Genomic DNA, 17,001 nt, shown 5'->3' on the forward strand with positions numbered 1-17,001 from the left:
CATGTCCCTTCCCACCACTGCCCTCTTCCGTGACGATTTCTATCTCTCGACACATGAGGCCGTGGTGACGGTGGTGCACGAAGACGGCGGCATCGAGCTCGATCAGACCTGCTTCTATGCCACGTCAGGCGGACAGCCGGGCGATACCGGCTTCCTCGAACGCTCAGATGGCAGCCGCATCGCGCTCGGGCCGGCCGTCACGGGCGCGACAAAGGACATCATTATTCACCGCCCGCTGGAGGGCGAGACGACACCGATCGTCGGCGAGACGGTCGTCGCCCATATCGACTGGGCGCGCCGCTACAAGCTGATGCGCATGCACACGGCCTGCCACCTGCTTTCCGTCGTCTGCCCCTACCCGATCACGGGTGCCGCGGTCGGCGAGGATGACAGCCGCGTCGATTTCGACATGACAGACACGATCGACAAGGACGAGGTGACGGCGAAGCTGATGAAGCTCGTTGCGGAAAACCATCCGATCTTCGTCCAGTGGATCAGCGACGAAGAGCTGGCCGCCAATCCCGGTCTTGTGAAATCCAAGAACGTACGGCCGCCAGTGGGTCTTGGCCGCGTCAGCCTCGTCTGCATCGGCGAGAATTCTTCCATCGACAGCCAGCCCTGCGGCGGCACGCATGTGTCGGAAACGCAGGAAGTCGGCGCCATCCACATCGCCAAGATAGACAAGAAGGGCAAGGAGAACCGCCGGTTCCGCATCCGTTTCGGTGCGCCGGGTTCCGAGGCCTGACAGGAGAAGACCATGTCCAACGACAAGAGCAGGTTCGTCGTCTCGGCGGATTGGGTGCAAAAGCAGCTTGGCGCGCCGGAATTCCGCGTCGTCGACGCCTCCTGGTATCTGCCCGCGCAGAACCGCAACGGCGCTGTGGAATATGCCTCCGGGCACATCCCCGGTGCCGTCTTTTTCGATCAGGACGTGATCAACGATCACACGAGCGGCCTGCCGCACACTATCCCCTCGCCCGAATTCTTCGCCGCAGAAGTCGGCAAGCTCGGGATTTCCGACACGGATACGATCGTCGTGCATGATGGTCCCGGCATCTTCACCGCGCCGCGTGTCTGGTGGCTGTTCCGCACGATGGGGGCTAAAAACGTCTTCGTCATGGATGGCGGCATCGATGGCTGGAAGAAGGAGGGACGACCGCTTTCCACAGACCTGCCGGAACCGGCGCCCGCCGTCTTCCACACCAACTTCAATCCCTATGCCGTCACGTCTTTCGAGGAAATGCGCGGCATCGTGACGACGGGTTCGAAGCAGATCGCCGACGCCCGCGGCGCCGGACGCTTCACCGGCGAGGAAGCCGAGCCGCGCGCCGGCATGCGCTCCGGGCATATGCCGGGCGCGAAAAGCATGCCATCGGGCACCTTCTCCGTCGATGGCAGGTTCAAGGACCTCTCCAGCCTGCGCAAGCACTTCGAGGATTCCGGCATCGACCTCACCAGGCCCGTCGTCACCAGTTGCGGTTCCGGCGTCACGGCGGGCATCATCTCGCTTGCGCTCGCCTCCCTCGACCATGAGGACAATACGCTCTATGACGGTTCCTGGTCGGAATGGGGGAGCCGGCAGGATACCCCCGTGGTGACCGGAAAGGACTGAGCATGGCAAGGAAAGTCCAGTCCGCCCCCATCGCGGTCCATATCACCGCGCTCGAAATGACCGCGCCGCCGAAACAGAGCCTGCCGGTGCCGGTCAACGTGCACACGGCCATTCTCAGCGCGCCGGAAATCCCGCTGGCCTTCTACCGTTTTCTCTACCGGCAGGTCGGCAGCCGCTGGCATTGGGTCGAACGTCTGCGCATGGATGACGAGACGCTCGCCGCGACGCTCAACAACAAGCGCAACTCCGTCACCGTGCTTTACGTCAATGGCGCACCCGCCGGCTTCTTCGAGCTTTTGCAGGTTGATGACGACACAATCGAGCTGTCGCATTTCGGCCTGCTCGAGCGCGCGCTCGGCCTCGGCATCGGCAAATGGTTCCTGCTCCAGACGCTCTATGCCGCCTGGGCGCTCGGCCCCAAGCGCGTGACGGTCACGACGAACAATCTCGACCATCCGCGCGCGCTCCAGCTTTACCAGATGTTCGGCTTCTCGCCGGTGGGTACAAGCGACGCCGAACTGGTGCCGCTCTCCGACGCCGAGCTGCTGGCGCTTGCGAAACGGGACTGTCTGATGCCGGCCGAACCCCGTTAATCAATCTGAACGGGAGCTAAAGGCAGGGTTCAGGTCTCCTTCAGATCGCAAATGGCACTTTGGCGCCAACAGACGATCAAAGACCCAAGGAGACCGCCCCATGCAACGCCGCGCTTTTCTGACCGCGCTTTCCGCCGCCCTCGCCGCTCCCGTTTTCTCGAACCTTGCGATGGCGCAGGAAACCCCCTCGGCAGAAATCATCCTGCGGCGCCTCGATGCCGCCCCTTCGCGCCGCCTGCGCAACGAGGAGCGCGTGACGGTGCGCGAGTTCAAGCGCCGGCCGGATCTGCGGGGCGCCGCCCCGTCGATCAACATCCAGTCGATCAATTTCGCCTTTGGCTCGGCGGAAATCCCGCATTCGGAGTACCGCAAGGTGCGCCAGATCGCGCGCGCCATGGAGCAGTTGCTGCGCCGCCGCCGCAACGCCGTTTTCCTGATCGAAGGCCACACGGACGCCGTCGGCTCTTTCGAAGCGAACCAGATCCTGTCCGAACGCCGCGCCGAATCGCTGAAGCGCGTGCTGGTGCAGGAATTCCTCCTTCCCGCCCGCGCGCTTGAAACGGTTGGTTATGGCGAGGAATACCTGCTGGTTCAGACCCAGTATGAGGAATGGCGCAACCGCCGCGTCACGCTGCGCCGTATCGACGAATTCGTGCGCTGATATTATCTCCAGCCGCCGGCATCGCGCCGGCGGTTTTGCTTTCCGCGGCAAGTATCGGGTGTCGCCGGATGCGGGAGTAACGAAAATGGCTCCATATCCAATGATCGGAGCCGCACATGTCCATCCGCTTTCTGCCCATGCCCACCGAAACCGCTGCCGCTTATTGGAACGGTGGCAATGATGCCTATGGCCTGAAACCGGAACGGCAGGTGTCCGATGGCGACGGCGTGCCCTGCCGTCACTGCCTGCGTCTCGTCGGCGCGGGCGAACCCTACCTCATCCTTGCCCATCGCCCCTTTCCGACGCTCCAGCCCTATGCCGAGACCGGCCCGATCTTCCTGCACGCCGAGCCCTGCACGGCGCACGAGCCATCAGGGACGATGCCGCCCATGCTGACAAGCCGGGACTACATCGTGCGTGGCTATTCCACGGAAGACCGCATTCTCTACGGTACTGGCGCCGTGGTACCCAATGCCGGCATCCCTGCCTACGCGCAGGACCTTCTAGCCCGCGAGGACGTCGCCTACCTGCACATCCGCTCCGCCCGCAACAACTGCTTCCAGTGCCGCGTCGAGCGGGCATGAAAAAAGGCCCGGAGCGATCCGGGCCTTCTCTTCTTCACGTCACAAAATCAGGCGACGTTCAGGACCGCTTCCGGCGCGAAGGCGTCGTAGCCGAGGGCTTCTGCCACCGGGGCGTTCGTGACGCGGCCCTTGTGCACATTGAGACCAGCGCGAAGGTGTCGGTCCTCGGCGATGGCTTTCAGGCCCTTGTCCGCCAGTTGCAGTCCGTAGTGCAGCGTCGCGTTGTTGAGCGCGTGGGCCGAGGTGACCGGTACAGCACCCGGCATGTTGGCAACGCAATAATGCACCACGCCGTCGACTTCGTAGGTCGGCTCGGAATGTGTCGTGGCATGCGACGTCTCGAAGCAGCCGCCCTGGTCGATGGCAACGTCGACAATGACGGCGCCCTTCTTCATGCCCGAAAGCATTTCGCGCGTGACCAGCTTCGGCGCAGCCGCGCCAGGGATGAGCACAGCACCGATGACGAGATCCGCGGAGAAGACTTCCTCTTCCAGCGCATCGATCGTCGAATAACGCGTATGGATGCGGCCGCCGAAGAGATCGTCGAGCTGACGAAGGCGCGGGATCGAGCGATCGAGAATCGAAACGTCGGCACCAAGGCCGGCCGCCATCTTCGCTGCATGCAGACCGACGACGCCGCCGCCGATGATCGCGACCTTGGCCGGCAGCACGCCGGGCACGCCGCCAAGCAGGATACCGCGGCCGCCATTGGCCTTCTGGAGCGCCGTCGCGCCCGCCTGGATGGAGAGACGACCGGCCACCTCGGACATCGGCGCCAGGAGCGGCAGACCACCCCTGTCGTCCGTCACCGTCTCATAGGCGATCGCCGTGACGCCGGAGGCGAGCAGACCCTTGGTCTGCTCCGGATCGGGCGCAAGATGCAGGTAGGTATAGAGAATCTGCCCGTCGCGGAGCTGCGCCCATTCGGCGGGCTGCGGTTCCTTGACCTTCACCACCATGTCGGACTTCTGGAAGATATCCGCGGCGGTGGGAACAATCTTCGCGCCAGCGGCGCGGTAGGTATCGTCGTCTGCGCCGATGCCGGCGCCGGCCTTGGTCTCGATGATGACCTCATGGCCATGCGCCACATATTCGCGAACGGCGCCCGGCGTCAAACCCACCCGGTACTCGTGATTCTTGATTTCCTTCGGACAACCGATACGCATGCGCGTTCCTTTCCCAGTCGTGTTCCCGTTTATTGCCGCCGCTCTTGGCGGGGATCACAATGGAACCAGAGGATGAGAGCAATGTCCTTGCAAAGCGGGTTTGCGAAAGGCCTCCTTATCGAATATTCTTCGAATATAAGAAGATTTTTCGCAGGAAATTCGAATGTCGCAGCTGGATGCAATCGATACCGCTATCCTGAAGGTGATTCAACAGAACGGGCGGATTTCCAATGCGGAACTGTCCGAGCGCGTCGGCCTGTCGCCGTCCGCCTGCTCGCGCCGCCTCGACATCCTGGAAAAATCCGGCGTCATCAACGGCTATTACGCACGGGTCTCGCCGAAAGCACTCGACTACAAGATGATCGCCATCGTGCACATCTCGCTTTCGGGCCAGTTCGCCAAGACGCTCGCCGAATTCGAATCGGCGGTAAAGCTCTGCCCCAACGTGCTCGTCTGCTACCTGATGTCCGGGGAATACGACTATATCCTGCGCGTCGCCGCCAAGGACCTCGAAGACTACGAGCGCATCCACCGCGACTGGCTTTCGGCGCTGCCCCATGTGGTGAAGATCAATTCGAGCTTCGCGTTGCGCGAAATCATCGACCGGCCCAATGTCGGAATCTAGAATCTGAGATTGATGCCCGCGCGGCGCAGCAGCCAGTAAAATAGCGCGGTCGCGCCGATGCCGAGCATCATCGCCCAGACGAAGCCGGTTTCGCCGACACTGAACGGCAGGCCTGCCGTGTTCATGCCGAAAACGCCGACGACCAGCGTACCCGGCAACAGAAGCGCGCTCATCACGGCCATCGCCTTCAGGCTGCGGTTTGATTCGTCCGCCAGTTCCGCCGCCATTTCTTCCTGGAGCAGGCGTGCGCGGTCATTGACCATGACGATTTCCCGGTCGAGCCGTTCGAGCCGCATCGAGAGGCGCCGGAGAACCGCATGGGCGTTCCCGGAGAGCGTCCAGTCGTCCCGGTCCTCCTCCTCGAACAGCGCCACCATGCCGGCGATGGGCCGGTGAAGCGATACCGCGAGGCGACGCACCTCTTTGAGGCTTCGGCGCTCGTCGCTCAACCGCTCGGTGACAAGCCGGTCCTCGACCGCATCGAGCATCTCGGCGGCTTCCTTCAGCTTGATCGCGGTGTTCTTGCAGAAGGCCGCAACGATCGCCTCGAAGAGTTCATAGGCCGTCGCCGGGCAAAAGCCGTCGGCGAAGGAGCGGCGGACACGGTTCACGGCCTCCACGGGGTGGCGCCGTCCTGTGACGAGCAAACGCTCCGTCAGTGCGAAATGCAGCCGGCCGACCGATGTGGAGGCCCGTTCCGTCTCCTGCTGCTGGAGATCGGCAATGACCCCATGGGTCATCCCGGCGTCATGTCCAAGGACAAGGCTCTCGTCATGCCCTTCGAGGACGGCGCGCGCCGCCGCCGGCAAGGCACAACGACCCGGCAGCCAGTTTTGCGTCCGCTGGTCGACGAGATCGACATGCAGCCAGACCCAGCCATCGCCGGCCGCAAGCGCCGCATCGATATCCTGCGGCGCGACGGGCACGACCGGCCCGCCGGGCACGGCCCGGTAGGCGCCGACGAGGCCCGGCGTCAGGCCCCGCTCCGTCTGGTCGAGAAGGTTCAAGTGCCGATGCCGGGATCAGTAGACATCCGGCACGTACATTTCATCCGGCGGCTCATGACGGATATAGTCGTCGTGGCGCACGCGCTCCGGCAGGTCGATCGAGGGCTTCGGTACGTCTTCATAGGGCACCTGGGCCAGAAGATGGGCGATGCAGTTGAGGCGCGCCCTCTTCTTGTCGACCGCCTCGACGATCCACCACGGCGCTTCGGAAATGTGGGTGCGCGAGAGCATCTCTTCCTTGGCCTTGGTGTAGTCTTCCCAGTGAACACGGCTTTCGAGGTCCATGGGCGAAAGCTTCCACTGCTTCAACGGATCGTGGATGCGCATGCGGAACCGGAATTCCTGCTCCTCGTCGGTGATCGAGAACCAGTACTTGATGAGGATGATGCCCGAGCGAACGAGCATGCGCTCGAACTCCGGCACCGATCGGAAAAACTCTTCCAGCTCGTCCGGCGAACAGAAGCCCATGACGCGCTCGACGCCGGCGCGGTTGTACCAGGAGCGGTCGAACAGCACCATTTCACCGGCCGAAGGCAGGTGCGCGGTGTAACGCTGGAAGTACCATTGATTGCGCTCGCGCTCGGTCGGCGCCGGCAGGGCCACGACGCGGCAGACGCGCGGATTGAGGCGTTGCGTCACGCGCTTGATGGCGCCGCCCTTGCCGGCGGAATCGCGACCTTCGAACAGCACGACGACCTTGAGCTTCTGGTGTTGCACCCAGTCCTGAAGCTTTACCAGTTCGTGCTGCAGGCGGAACAGTTCGCGGAAATAGACCCGGCGCTCCAGCGTCTGCGCCGGCACTTCGGACATGCCCTCCGCGACGAGTTCGTCCAGACGTTCCTCTTCGATCTGCATTTCCAGCTCTTCATCGAAGCTGTCGGCGATTTCGGCCTTGATGCGGTTCAGATGGTGGTCTTCGAACATGATCGATATCCGTCCATGGGAGAGGCTACCCTGCCCGTATAGGAAGCGTATATGAACCTTTTGTGACGGTCGATTGTTCACGTGCCGGGAGCCGGCGGTGTCCGGCGTCGCCGCTGCCTATGCCGCTATCACGCGGTTACGGCCGGCATTCTTGGCGGCGTAGAGCCGGGAATCGGCAGTCGAGAGCAACGCATTCAGCGTCGTGCCATCGACATAGCTGTTGGCAACACCGATGCTGACCGTGATCGGCAGGCCATCCGGCCGCCGAATCTCGGCCTCGACGGTCTCGCGCAGGGTCTCGGCGCGCTCGGCTCCCGCCAGCGGCGGCAGGTCCTCGCAGATGATGACGAACTCCTCCCCGCCGAAGCGAAAGAGACGGTCACTGCTGCGCAGGGACCGTTGCAGACAACCGGCCACCGCCTTCAATACCCCGTCGCCCGCAAGATGCCCGAACTGGTCGTTGACGTCCTTGAAGCGGTCGGCGTCGATGATCATCAGCGTCATCGGCTTGCCCTGCGCCAGCATGGCGGAAAGCACGCGCGGCGCCTCGAACTCCAGCCGGCTGCGGTCGAAGACACCGGTCAGCGCATCGCGGCCGGACCGGTCGAGCAGGTCCTCGTAGCGCTCGCGGAACGTCAGATCGGCGAAAATATCGGAGATCGGCCGGGGCGAGACGGGAATGGCCGAAATACGCGAATAGTGCAGGTAGATGGTGATCAGCACCGCGTAGGCACAGGCGGCAAGCATTTTTGCAATCCAGCCACCCCAGAAGACCGCGACCGGCGCACCGTTCAGGAAATGCAGGGCCGCGAAAAAGCCGATCTGGTCGAAGGTCAGCACCGCGACGCCGGAAACGAAGAAGCGCATCGCGGTGCTTTTCTTGAAGACCCGCCCGAGCCGCTCGTAAAGCAGGATGATGGCGATCGCATCGATATAGAGCAGCATCGTGCCCCAAAGCATCAGCCAGCCCATCTCGTCGATGAAGGCAAGATCGGCCACGCGGCCCGGCACCGCGCTGACCGTCTGGTGGTGACGCAGGAACAGACTGAGCCCGACCGTCAGGAAATTGCCGGCGAGCAGGCCGTAGATCGGCGCGCGCACGACAGCCGCATCCTCCTTCACATAAAGAAGGAGGATCATCATCAGCTTGCCGGAGAAAAGCACCGAGGACCCCGGCGAAATCACGCCGAAGGGCAGCTCCACATAGAAGACGGCGGCGAGATAGGTCTCGAGGAAATGCATGACGCCGAGTGCGGCGACAAAAACACCGATGCCGAGTTGATGGCGCAGGTGCAGCAGGCTCACCATGAAAACGAAATAGAACCCGGCCTCGACAAGAAGCAGGATCAGATTTTCAGCACCCATGATCGGTCCGCAGAATCCCTCGACTGCCGATAGCTAACAACACCGGCAGGGTCGCAACAAGTCACTTTTGCTGCGCATACAGGCATTCGCGCCGGTACTCCAGCGCCTTGATGCTGTTTGTATGACTTTTCAGGAGGCCAAAGCGGTTTTATCGCAACCGGATCAGACCTGCCGGCTATCCACGCCGTCGCCGAACAGCGATGCGCCGTGCTGGTCGGCGATCTGTCTGGCCTTGCGGAAGGTCGACGCGACCGTGTCGTCCCGCGAGGAGAAGAGATCGGCGCGGATGAAGGTGCGGATCAGCACCCGGTCGCCATCCCGCTTTTCGATCCGCCCGGCGAGACGGTACTGGCCGCCCTCCGGAATGGGGGCTGCAACGAGGAGAAGGTCGTTATAAGCCTCGGTTTCCTCTGCGACTTTCGCCGGAGTTGCCGAATCGCCGCCGCGACCGAAGAGTTTTGATAAGAACGATGCCATGGACGATTGCTAGCACAGGCCGGCACGCCCTCCAAGAGGCGAGCGCACCGGGCCACGTCTGCCCCTAGATGATGAGATTTGCGAGAATTTCGTTCTCGGTGATGTCCTGGTAACCCATGCCCGCGCCGTCGAAAGCCTTCTTGAGCGCGACGAAATTTTCAGGCGCCTTCGTTTCGAGGCCGATGAGGATCGAGCCGAAGTTGCGTGCGGATTTTTTCAGGTACTCGAAGCGGGCGATGTCGTCGTCCGGGCCGAGCAGGTTGAGGAAATCGCGCAACGCGCCGGGACGCTGGGCGAGGCGCAGGATAAAGTACTTCTTCAGCCCCTTGTGGCGCATCGCGCGCTCCTTGACGTCGGGCAGGCGCTCGAAGTCGAAATTGCCGCCGGAGACGACGGCGACGACCGTCTTGCCTTCCAGCGCCTCGCGGCCGAGCGCTTCCAATGCCGCCAGCGACAGCGCGCCCGCCGGTTCCAGCACCACCCCTTCTACATTGAGCATATCCACCATCGTCACGCAGATCGCGTTTTCCGAAAGCAGCATGACCTGATCGGCGGAAAAGCGGCTGAGCGCCGCAAAATTCAGGGCGCCGATCTGGCCGACAGCAGCGCCGTCGACGAAATTGTCGACCGTTTCCAACGTCACCACCGCGCCGCTTTCAAGGCTGCGCTTGAGGCTCGGCGCGCCCGCCGGCTCGCAGAACAGGAAGCTGGAGGGAGCAATCGTTCCGTCGAAATAGCCAGTGACGCCGGAAGCGAGGCCACCGCCGCCAACCGGCAGCACCACGAGATCCGGCAGCTTGCCCTCGCCGAGCTGTGCGACGATTTCGGCCGCAACGGTCGCCTGCCCCTCGATGATATCCTCATGGTCGAAAGGCGGCACCATCAGCGCGCCGGTCGCCTCGGCATGGTCGCGGGCCGCCTTGTAGCACTGGTCGAAGAAGTCGCCGACGAGCTTGATGGTGACGAACTCGCCGCCGAACATGCGCGTCTTGTCGATCTTCTGCTGCGGCGTCGTCACCGGCATGAAAACCACACCCGGCACGCCGAAATGGCGGCAGACGAAGGCAAAGCCCTGTGCATGGTTACCGGCCGAGGCGCAGACGAAGCTGCGCGCGCCGTTTTCCTTCGCCAGCACCTTGCGGAAGAAGTTGAAGGCACCGCGGATCTTGTAGGAACGCACGGGCGAAAGGTCTTCGCGCTTCAGGTAGATCTCCGCGCCATAGCGGGCGGAGAGGTGTTCGTTCAGTTGCAGCGGCGTTTCCGGAAAGAGACCGCGCAGGGCCTCCATGGCTGCATCGACGTCGGGTTTCATGCTCTGGTCCGTGTTCGATAGGGATAGGGTTCAAAAAGCTGCGTGTCGCGCCTTCAAATAGAAGGACAGAGGCAAGGCAAACCGATCATTCCTCAAACCTTTCCAGCACGCTCAGGACCGCATTGGAGCCTATCCTTGAGTTTGGGCGATGCAAACGCTATTGCATATCGCAGCGACGGACACCACCCGTCCCGGCCGCGCGGCCTTTCGAGACCAACTTGAGCCCAGCCGGCACGCAGGACACTTCCGTTGAACGCCACCATTTTCCGGTCCGCCATCAACATTGCCGCCATCAGCGGCATCTACCTTTCCGTCGCGATGCTTCTGCCGGCGCTGGTCGACGTGTACTATGGCAACCCAGACTCGGAAGTCTTTTTCCTCTCGGCCTTTTTCACGGGCGCGCTCTCGCTTGCAACGGCGGCGGCGACACGGGCCGGACCGCCGCCTTTCAACAAGCGCATGGGCTTTCTCGTCGTCAACATGCTCTGGCTCTCGGGCAGCATCATCGGCGCCATCCCGCTGTGGCTTTCGTCTCTCGATCTCACCTTCGCGCAGGCCTTCTTCGAATCGGTCTCGGCGATCAGCACGACGGGCTCTACCGTCATCGTCGGCCTCGACCATGCGCCGCCCGGCGTCCTGATGTGGCGCTCGCTGCTGCACTGGCTCGGCGGCGTCGGCATTCTCGCGCTCGGCCTCTTCATCATGCCCTATCTCCGGGTCGGCGGCATGTCCTTCTTCAAGCTCGAATCCTCCGACACCGCCGACAAGCCCTTCGCTCGCATCGCGAGCTATACGCGCGCCTTCCTCGCCATCTATGTGGCGATCACGCTGATCTGCGCCATCGTCTATGCCGCGCTCGGCATGAGCCGTTTCGATGCGCTGAACCACGCCATGTCGACCGTCGCGACGGGCGGACTTTCCACCCACGACGCCTCCTTCGGCTATTTCAAGAGCCTGCCGCTGCTCTGGGCCGCCACCTTCTTCATGACGCTGTCGAGCCTGCCCTTCTCGGTTCTGATTCTTTTCGTCGTACGCGGCCGCATCGATGCCTGGCGCGATCCGCAGATCCGCGTCTTCCTCGGCTACCTCGTGCTGTTTGCCGTGGCGGCAAGCGTCTTCCAGCGCCTGCAGAACGGCGTCGATTTCCATGAGGCGCTGGCGCATTCCTTCTTCACCGTGTCCTCGATCCTCTCGACGACGGGTTTTGCCAGCGACGACTATACCCAATGGGGTCACTTCATCGTGGCGCTCGCCTTCGTCGCGACGTTCATGGGCGGCTGTTCCGGCTCGACGGCCGGCGGTCTCAAGGCCTATCGCCTCATCATCCTGTTCAACTTCATCCGCACCGGCCTCTATCGCCTCATCTACCCCGACGGCATCCATGCCGTGCGCTACGGGACGATGACCGTCGATATGGACCTCCAGCGCAGCGTCTTCCTGTTCTTCATCACCTATGTGGCGCTCTCGGCCTTTGGTGCGATCCTGCTCGGGTTGATGGGCTACGACGTGCTGACGGCGATTTCGGCTGCGGCGACGTCGCTTTCCAATGTCGGCCCCGGTGTCACGCAGGCGATCGGTCCCGCCGGCACCTTCGCCGGCTTCCACGATGCGGCCCTCTATCTCCTCTCCTTCCTCATGCTGCTCGGGCGCCTGGAAATCCTCACGGTCCTTGTCATATTAACTCCACTCTTCTGGAAGAGTTGACTGTTGTCACGCTTCTTCGCATCCTGCGCCCATCGGGCTGGAGGTTGAGTGTATGGTCGTGTCGAAGTCCCTGTTGCGAATGCTCTTTATCGCCGCGCTCCTGCCGGCGCCCGCCTTTGCCGGCCCGCTTGCCGATGCGGCGAAGAAGGCGGAGGAACAGGCCGCCAAGGGCGACACGGTCGGCGCGCACAACACCATCCGCGACGCTTTCGGCGCTTTTGCCGCGACGCTGCCCTTCTCCATCGGCAAAGCCGTCTTCGTGTCGGCACCGCCGGAAGGCTACGGCATGTTCACCACACGGCCGGAATCGAATTTCAAGGCGGGGGAAGCCCTGATCTCCTACGTCGAGCCCGTCGGCCTCACCTGGCGACCGGGAAACGGGGGCGCACTGGAATCGCATTTCACCGTCGATCTCGAACTCCTTGATCCCAAGGGCACTGTTCTCGCCGAGCAGAAAGCCTTCGGCTCCTTCGACTTCAAGGGAACCGTGCGCAATCAGGAAATCTTCGCCAAGCTGACGCTGAATCTCAGCGGTCCACCCGCCGGCGACTATGTGCTTCGATACCGCTTCCGCGACGCCGCCAGCGGCGCCGTCGCCATCAGCGAGCAGCCGTTCAAGATCGTCCAGTAGCGCCCACCGACGTATTTACCGAGCGCCAAGAGAATTGTGACAAGCGCAGAATCAGCGCTTTCCAGCGCGTCCTCCCTCAATTATGACAGCCGCATGACAACCCCAGCCACGTAAGGGGCACACATGCTCTCGCTGTTTCGTAAACTCATGCCGCGTGAAGACCGCTTCTTCGATCTCTTCGAGCAGCATTCCCGCACCGTCGTCGGCGCCGCCGAAGCCCTGCAGGCGCTTCTCGCCGGCGGGCCGGACATGGAAAAACATTGCAACCGTATCGTCGCGCTTGAAAACGAGGCCGACGCCATCACGGCCGAGGTCCTGCTCGCCGTGCGCCGCAGCTTCATCACGCCCTTCGACCGCGGCGACATCAAGGACCTGATCCAGTCGATGGACGACGCCATCGACATGATGCACAAGATGGTCAAGACGATCCGCCTCTACGAGCAGACGAGCTTCCAGCCCGGCATGCAGGAAATGGGCGTCACCGTCGTCAAGGCCGCGCATCTCATCGCCGAAGCCATTCCGCTGTTGGATAAAGTCGGCGTGCATGCCGACCGCCTCAGCGCCATCGCCCAGGAAGTCACCCGCGTCGAAGGCCGCTCCGACGAACTTCACGACCAGGGCGTCAAGGCCCTGTTCAAGGAATTCGGCAAGACCGACCCGATGGCCTATATCATCGGCAGCGAGATCTATGGCGAACTCGAAAAGGTCGTCGACCGCTTCGAGGACGTGGCGGATGAAATCAGCGGTATCGTGATCGAGAACGTCTGATGGACGCGACACTCGCCTTTCCGCTGCTGATCGCGCTCGTCGGCATCGCACTGCTGTTCGACTTCCTGAACGGCCTGCACGATGCGGCCAACTCCATCGCCACGATCGTCTCGACGCGCGTGCTGCGCCCGCAATATGCGGTCATGTGGGCGGCGTTCTTCAATTTCATCGCCTTCCTGTTCTTCGGCCTGCATGTCGCCGAAACGATCGGCAGGGGCATTATCGATCCCTCCATCGTCAGCCCGCTCGTCATTTTCGCGGCGCTGATGGGCGCGATCATCTGGAATGTCGTCACCTGGATTTTCGGCATCCCGTCGAGTTCCTCGCACGCCCTTATCGGCGGCCTGGTCGGCGCCGGCCTTGCCAAGACCGGCTTCGACGCCGTCGTCTGGAGCGGCCTCATCAAGACGGCAAGCGCCATCTTCCTGTCTCCGGCAATCGGCTTCTTCCTGGCATTGGTCCTCGTACTTGTCGTCTCCTGGCTCTTCGTGCGCCAGACGCCCTTCGCCGTCGACCGGACGTTCCGCGTCATGCAGTTCATCTCGGCCTCGCTCTATTCGCTTGGCCACGGCGGCAACGATGCGCAGAAGACCATGGGCATCATCGCCGTGCTGCTTTATTCGCAGGGCTATCTCGGTGGTGAGTTCTACGTGCCGTTCTGGGTGGTCATCACCTGCCAGTCGGCGATGGCGCTCGGCACGCTGATGGGCGGCTGGCGCATCGTGCACACGATGGGCTCGAAGATCACGCGACTCAACCCGATGCAGGGGTTCTGCGCCGAAACCGGCGGCGCCATCACGCTGTTTGCCGCCACCTGGCTCGGCATCCCGGTCTCCACCACCCACACGATTACCGGCGCCATCATTGGCGTGGGGGCCGCCCGCCGCGTCTCCGCCGTCCGCTGGGGGCTTGCCGGCAACATCGTCTGGGCCTGGATCATCACCCTGCCCTCGGCAGCGGCGATTTCGGCGCTGTTCTACCTCGTGTTCAACGCGTTTTCGGGCTGATATCCGCCTGAAACGACAGGGCGGAAGCGACGACGCTTCCGCCCTGTCGTGCCATCTTGCCCGGTACCGGCTACAGGATGAAATCACCCGCCTTGAGCTTCAGCGAATGGTCGATTTCGATGGAAAAGTCGGCTCTGCCGTCCCCGTTGGTATCGCCATAGATGAACGTGTCGCCGTTCTTTTTCTGATAGCGCAGCTCGCCGGCATCCTTGTTGAACTTGTGGGTGCCGATGAATTCGAATTTCTGATTGTGCTTTACGGTGCTGTCGGCGTCGATCAGCTTGAGATCGATATGGTCGCCCTCCTTGCGTGAAAAATCCAGGATCGTGTCGCGACCGCTGGTTTTCGTCGTAGAGTCCTTGATGGACCTGAAGATGAAGAGATCCGCGCTGGTACCGCCCCACAGGACGTCGGCGCCTGTTCCGCCGATCAGCCTGTCCCTTCCCGCTCCGCCGCCGAGCTGATCCTTCCCGCTCTCGCCGAAGAGACTGTCGTTTCCGGCCGAGCCGAAGGCAAGATCGTCACCTCGTCCCAGGACGATCTTGTCGGAGGCCCGTCCTCCGACGAGCGCATCGTCTCCGGCGCCGCCCTTGAAAGTCCCCTTGACCGGCGAAATCGTCAACGAGAAACCGTCGGTGTCGGCACCAGCGGCGCGGTGAACGCCGTTCGCGTCACCAGAATCGTCATCGCCAAAAATGCCGGATCCGATTCTTTCCAGAACGCTCTTGACGCTACCCTTGATGTCGAGAATGTCCCCGATCCCGTCACGGGTCACGTCATCCATGCGCTCAAACACCACTTCCGCATCATCGACCTTGCCGGAAACGCCATCCTCGATGATGGAAAAGAGGTTCGTATGGAAATTCGTCAGCTTATCGCGAAGCTCCAGGGAATCCTCTACCTGCTGGTAGAAGCGCCCCAAGCCATTCGATTCCAGCAGCGAGCGGACATAGTCCTGCGCGCTGTCGAACAACGAATCGTAGGTTTTCGCGACAAGGAACTCCTTGATGGCATCGCTGCTCCACTCCGACGGCAGGCCAAGGTCGTTTTCCCAGATGTCCTTCAGCTCGTTATAGTCGATACCATAGGATTCGAGCTGGTCCTTGATGCCACTCCAGGTGTCGCCCCACTCGAGATCCGACGGTCTCGAAACGTCGTCCGGCAGGATCTCCGCATAATCGACTGTTTCCGAAGAGAAATAGTCCTCCAGCGCCTCGGAAAAAAGCATGCTGCTCGGATATTCCGCGGCGATGGTGTCCAGCATCTCGAGGCCGCGGAAAAGCGTATTGAAATTGCCGCTCGCGAACTCGTCGATGACAGCAGCCACTTCGGGCGTGTAGAGGCCGGAACTCTCGAGAAAGGAAATGACCTCTCCCCAGTCGACCGTGCTGAAATCGAACGCACGGACCATGCCGATGTAGCCCGTAAGCTCTCCGATCGTGAAATTGGTATATGACATGTCCTTCTCTCCCCTAGCCGCTCTGCAGGGAAGGCAAACACGTGCTTATTTAGCAGTCAAGAAGATTGAGCAGCGCGCGCAAGAACACCCAAACTCTTCTTGCCGTCCAGACTGAAAGACTACTGCGGGAGGGAGGGCGCGGTTTTTCGAAATCGGCAAGAAATGCTGCAAAACAATCCTTGACGTTCCCGTCCAAGCGATTGAAAAGCAAGCTAGGCGGGCGTGGCGAAACTGGTAGACGCAAGAGACTTAAAATCTCTCGGCCTTGGCTGTGCGGGTTCGATCCCCGCCGCCCGCACCAAAGTCCAAGCAAACTCCGGACAATAAAAAGGGCGCGGCCCTGACGCAGGCCGCACCCTCTTTTTCAGCGACGTTTCAGGAGAACGTCAGGCTGAAAGTTTTGCCGCGATCTTGGCGACATGGGCGCCCTGGAAGCGGGCGGCGTCCAGTTCGACCTGCGAAGGCTGGCGCGAGCCGTCGCCGTCGGTGATCGTGGAAGCGCCGTAGGGCGAGCCGCCCTTGATTTCATCCACGCCCATCTGGCCCTGGAAGGCATAGGGCAGGCCGGCGACGACGAGGCCATGGTGCAGCAGGGTCGGGATGAAGCCGAGAATGGTCGATTCCTGGCCGCCATGCTGGGTGGCCGACGACGTGAAGACAGAGCCGACCTTGCCGACCAGCTTGCCGGCGGCCCACAGGCCACCCGTCTGATCCCAGAAATTGCGCATCTGCGAGGCGACCGTGCCGAAGCGCGTGCCGGCACCGACGATGATGGCGTCGTATTCGGCGAGCTCGTCGGTCGTGGCGATCTCGGCCTTCTGGTCCATCTTGTAGTAGGAAGCCTTGGCAACGTCGTCGGGAACCAGTTCGCGAACGCGCTTGACGGTCACGTCGGCACCTTCAGACTTTGCGCCTTCCGCCACGGCATAGGCCATCGCTTCGATATGGCCATAGGCCGAGTAGTAGAGAACCAGTACTTTCGCCATCGTCGTCTCCTGTTCGAAAAGGCTTTCCGCTTGATCGCGGCGTCGGCTTGGATGTAGCACGTTGGACAGGCGGCGTCAGAAGCTGCCCGGTCGACAGACTGTTCACCCGCCATTGACAAT

18 protein-coding genes and 1 tRNA gene are annotated in these 17,001 nt (G+C 62.2%); 11 read left to right on the top strand and 8 right to left on the bottom strand.

Features of this window, described 5'->3' with window-relative positions:
• Position 1: 1 nt before the first annotated feature.
• The 5 genes from MUO32_RS05335 (at position 2) to MUO32_RS05355 (ending at position 3,450) form a co-directional block, all read left to right on the top strand.
• Entirely contained in the window at positions 2–745 is a 744-nt protein-coding gene (locus MUO32_RS05335; RefSeq protein ID WP_257947221.1) for an alanyl-tRNA editing protein, read from the top strand.
• Positions 746–757: 12 nt separating this feature from the next.
• On the top strand, positions 758–1,612 hold the full coding sequence (gene sseA, locus MUO32_RS05340) for a 3-mercaptopyruvate sulfurtransferase (RefSeq protein WP_257947222.1): 855 nt from the start codon (positions 758–760) through the stop codon (positions 1,610–1,612).
• Between the two features lie 2 nt (positions 1,613–1,614).
• Positions 1,615–2,205 (top strand): GNAT family N-acetyltransferase, encoded by a 591-nt coding sequence (locus MUO32_RS05345; protein ID WP_257947223.1) that lies wholly within the window; start codon positions 1,615–1,617, stop codon positions 2,203–2,205.
• Positions 2,206–2,305: 100 nt separating this feature from the next.
• Complete coding sequence (locus MUO32_RS05350; protein WP_257947224.1) at positions 2,306–2,866, top strand: OmpA family protein; 561 nt, start codon at positions 2,306–2,308, stop codon at positions 2,864–2,866.
• 116 nt (positions 2,867–2,982) lie between these two features.
• Positions 2,983–3,450 carry a DUF1203 domain-containing protein gene (locus MUO32_RS05355; protein WP_257947225.1) on the top strand — a complete coding sequence of 156 codons (468 nt, stop codon included), beginning with the start codon at positions 2,983–2,985 and terminating at the stop codon, positions 3,448–3,450.
• A gap of 47 nt (positions 3,451–3,497) precedes the next feature.
• On the opposite strand, the gene ald is transcribed toward MUO32_RS05355, so the two are convergent.
• The gene (gene ald, locus MUO32_RS05360) at positions 3,498–4,616 is read right to left on the bottom strand and encodes an alanine dehydrogenase (protein ID WP_257947226.1); all 1,119 of its coding nucleotides are present in this window, start codon (positions 4,614–4,616) and stop codon (positions 3,498–3,500) included.
• 163 nt (positions 4,617–4,779) lie between these two features.
• Between ald and MUO32_RS05365 the strand changes: the two genes are divergently transcribed.
• The gene (locus MUO32_RS05365) at positions 4,780–5,241 is read left to right on the top strand and encodes an Lrp/AsnC family transcriptional regulator (RefSeq protein ID WP_257947227.1); all 462 of its coding nucleotides are present in this window, start codon (positions 4,780–4,782) and stop codon (positions 5,239–5,241) included.
• On the opposite strand, the gene MUO32_RS05370 is transcribed toward MUO32_RS05365, so the two are convergent.
• From MUO32_RS05370 to ilvA, 5 genes are all read right to left on the bottom strand, one after another.
• The gene (locus tag MUO32_RS05370) at positions 5,238–6,248 is read right to left on the bottom strand and encodes a CorA family divalent cation transporter (protein WP_257947228.1); all 1,011 of its coding nucleotides are present in this window, start codon (positions 6,246–6,248) and stop codon (positions 5,238–5,240) included. The genes MUO32_RS05365 and MUO32_RS05370 overlap by 4 nt on opposite strands.
• 15 nt (positions 6,249–6,263) lie before the next feature.
• Entirely contained in the window at positions 6,264–7,172 is a 909-nt protein-coding gene (ppk2, locus tag MUO32_RS05375; RefSeq protein WP_257947229.1) for a polyphosphate kinase 2, read from the bottom strand.
• Between the two features lie 117 nt (positions 7,173–7,289).
• On the bottom strand, positions 7,290–8,540 hold the full coding sequence (locus MUO32_RS05380) for a diguanylate cyclase (protein WP_257948204.1): 1,251 nt from the start codon (positions 8,538–8,540) through the stop codon (positions 7,290–7,292).
• A gap of 159 nt (positions 8,541–8,699) precedes the next feature.
• Positions 8,700–9,014, bottom strand: a complete 315-nt coding sequence (locus MUO32_RS05385; protein ID WP_257947230.1) for an HlyU family transcriptional regulator — start codon at positions 9,012–9,014, stop codon at positions 8,700–8,702.
• Between the two features lie 64 nt (positions 9,015–9,078).
• Positions 9,079–10,326: a threonine ammonia-lyase gene (ilvA, locus tag MUO32_RS05390; RefSeq protein WP_257947231.1), complete on the bottom strand. Its 1,248-nt coding sequence runs from the start codon at positions 10,324–10,326 to the stop codon at positions 9,079–9,081.
• Positions 10,327–10,575: 249 nt separating this feature from the next.
• Between ilvA and MUO32_RS05395 the strand changes: the two genes are divergently transcribed.
• The 4 genes from MUO32_RS05395 to MUO32_RS05410 all read left to right on the top strand — a co-directional run bounded on the left by MUO32_RS05395 (position 10,576) and on the right by MUO32_RS05410 (position 14,436).
• Positions 10,576–12,030 (top strand): TrkH family potassium uptake protein, encoded by a 1,455-nt coding sequence (locus tag MUO32_RS05395; protein ID WP_257947232.1) that lies wholly within the window; start codon positions 10,576–10,578, stop codon positions 12,028–12,030.
• A 52-nt stretch (positions 12,031–12,082) separates the two neighbouring features.
• Complete coding sequence (locus MUO32_RS05400) at positions 12,083–12,661, top strand: hypothetical protein (RefSeq protein WP_257947233.1); 579 nt, start codon at positions 12,083–12,085, stop codon at positions 12,659–12,661.
• Between the two features lie 123 nt (positions 12,662–12,784).
• On the top strand, positions 12,785–13,429 hold the full coding sequence (locus MUO32_RS05405; RefSeq protein WP_257947234.1) for a DUF47 domain-containing protein: 645 nt from the start codon (positions 12,785–12,787) through the stop codon (positions 13,427–13,429).
• On the top strand, positions 13,429–14,436 hold the full coding sequence (locus MUO32_RS05410) for an inorganic phosphate transporter (protein WP_257947235.1): 1,008 nt from the start codon (positions 13,429–13,431) through the stop codon (positions 14,434–14,436). The genes MUO32_RS05405 and MUO32_RS05410 overlap by 1 nt, the downstream gene beginning before the upstream one ends.
• Positions 14,437–14,506: 70 nt before the next feature.
• Here MUO32_RS05410 and MUO32_RS05415 read toward each other — a convergent pair whose 3' ends face one another.
• The gene (locus MUO32_RS05415) at positions 14,507–15,895 is read right to left on the bottom strand and encodes a calcium-binding protein (protein ID WP_257947236.1); all 1,389 of its coding nucleotides are present in this window, start codon (positions 15,893–15,895) and stop codon (positions 14,507–14,509) included.
• A 216-nt stretch (positions 15,896–16,111) separates the two neighbouring features.
• Between MUO32_RS05415 and MUO32_RS05420 the strand changes: the two genes are divergently transcribed.
• Positions 16,112–16,196: transfer RNA gene (locus MUO32_RS05420), tRNA-Leu, on the top strand.
• 85 nt (positions 16,197–16,281) lie between these two features.
• On the opposite strand, the gene wrbA is transcribed toward MUO32_RS05420, so the two are convergent.
• Positions 16,282–16,881 (bottom strand): NAD(P)H:quinone oxidoreductase type IV, encoded by a 600-nt coding sequence (wrbA, locus tag MUO32_RS05425; protein ID WP_257947237.1) that lies wholly within the window; start codon positions 16,879–16,881, stop codon positions 16,282–16,284.
• Positions 16,882–17,001: the final 120 nt, after the last annotated feature.

Origin of the sequence: Shinella sp. CPCC 101442 (assembly GCF_024704725.1) — a bacterium.
Taxonomy (GTDB): domain Bacteria; phylum Pseudomonadota; class Alphaproteobacteria; order Rhizobiales; family Rhizobiaceae; genus Shinella.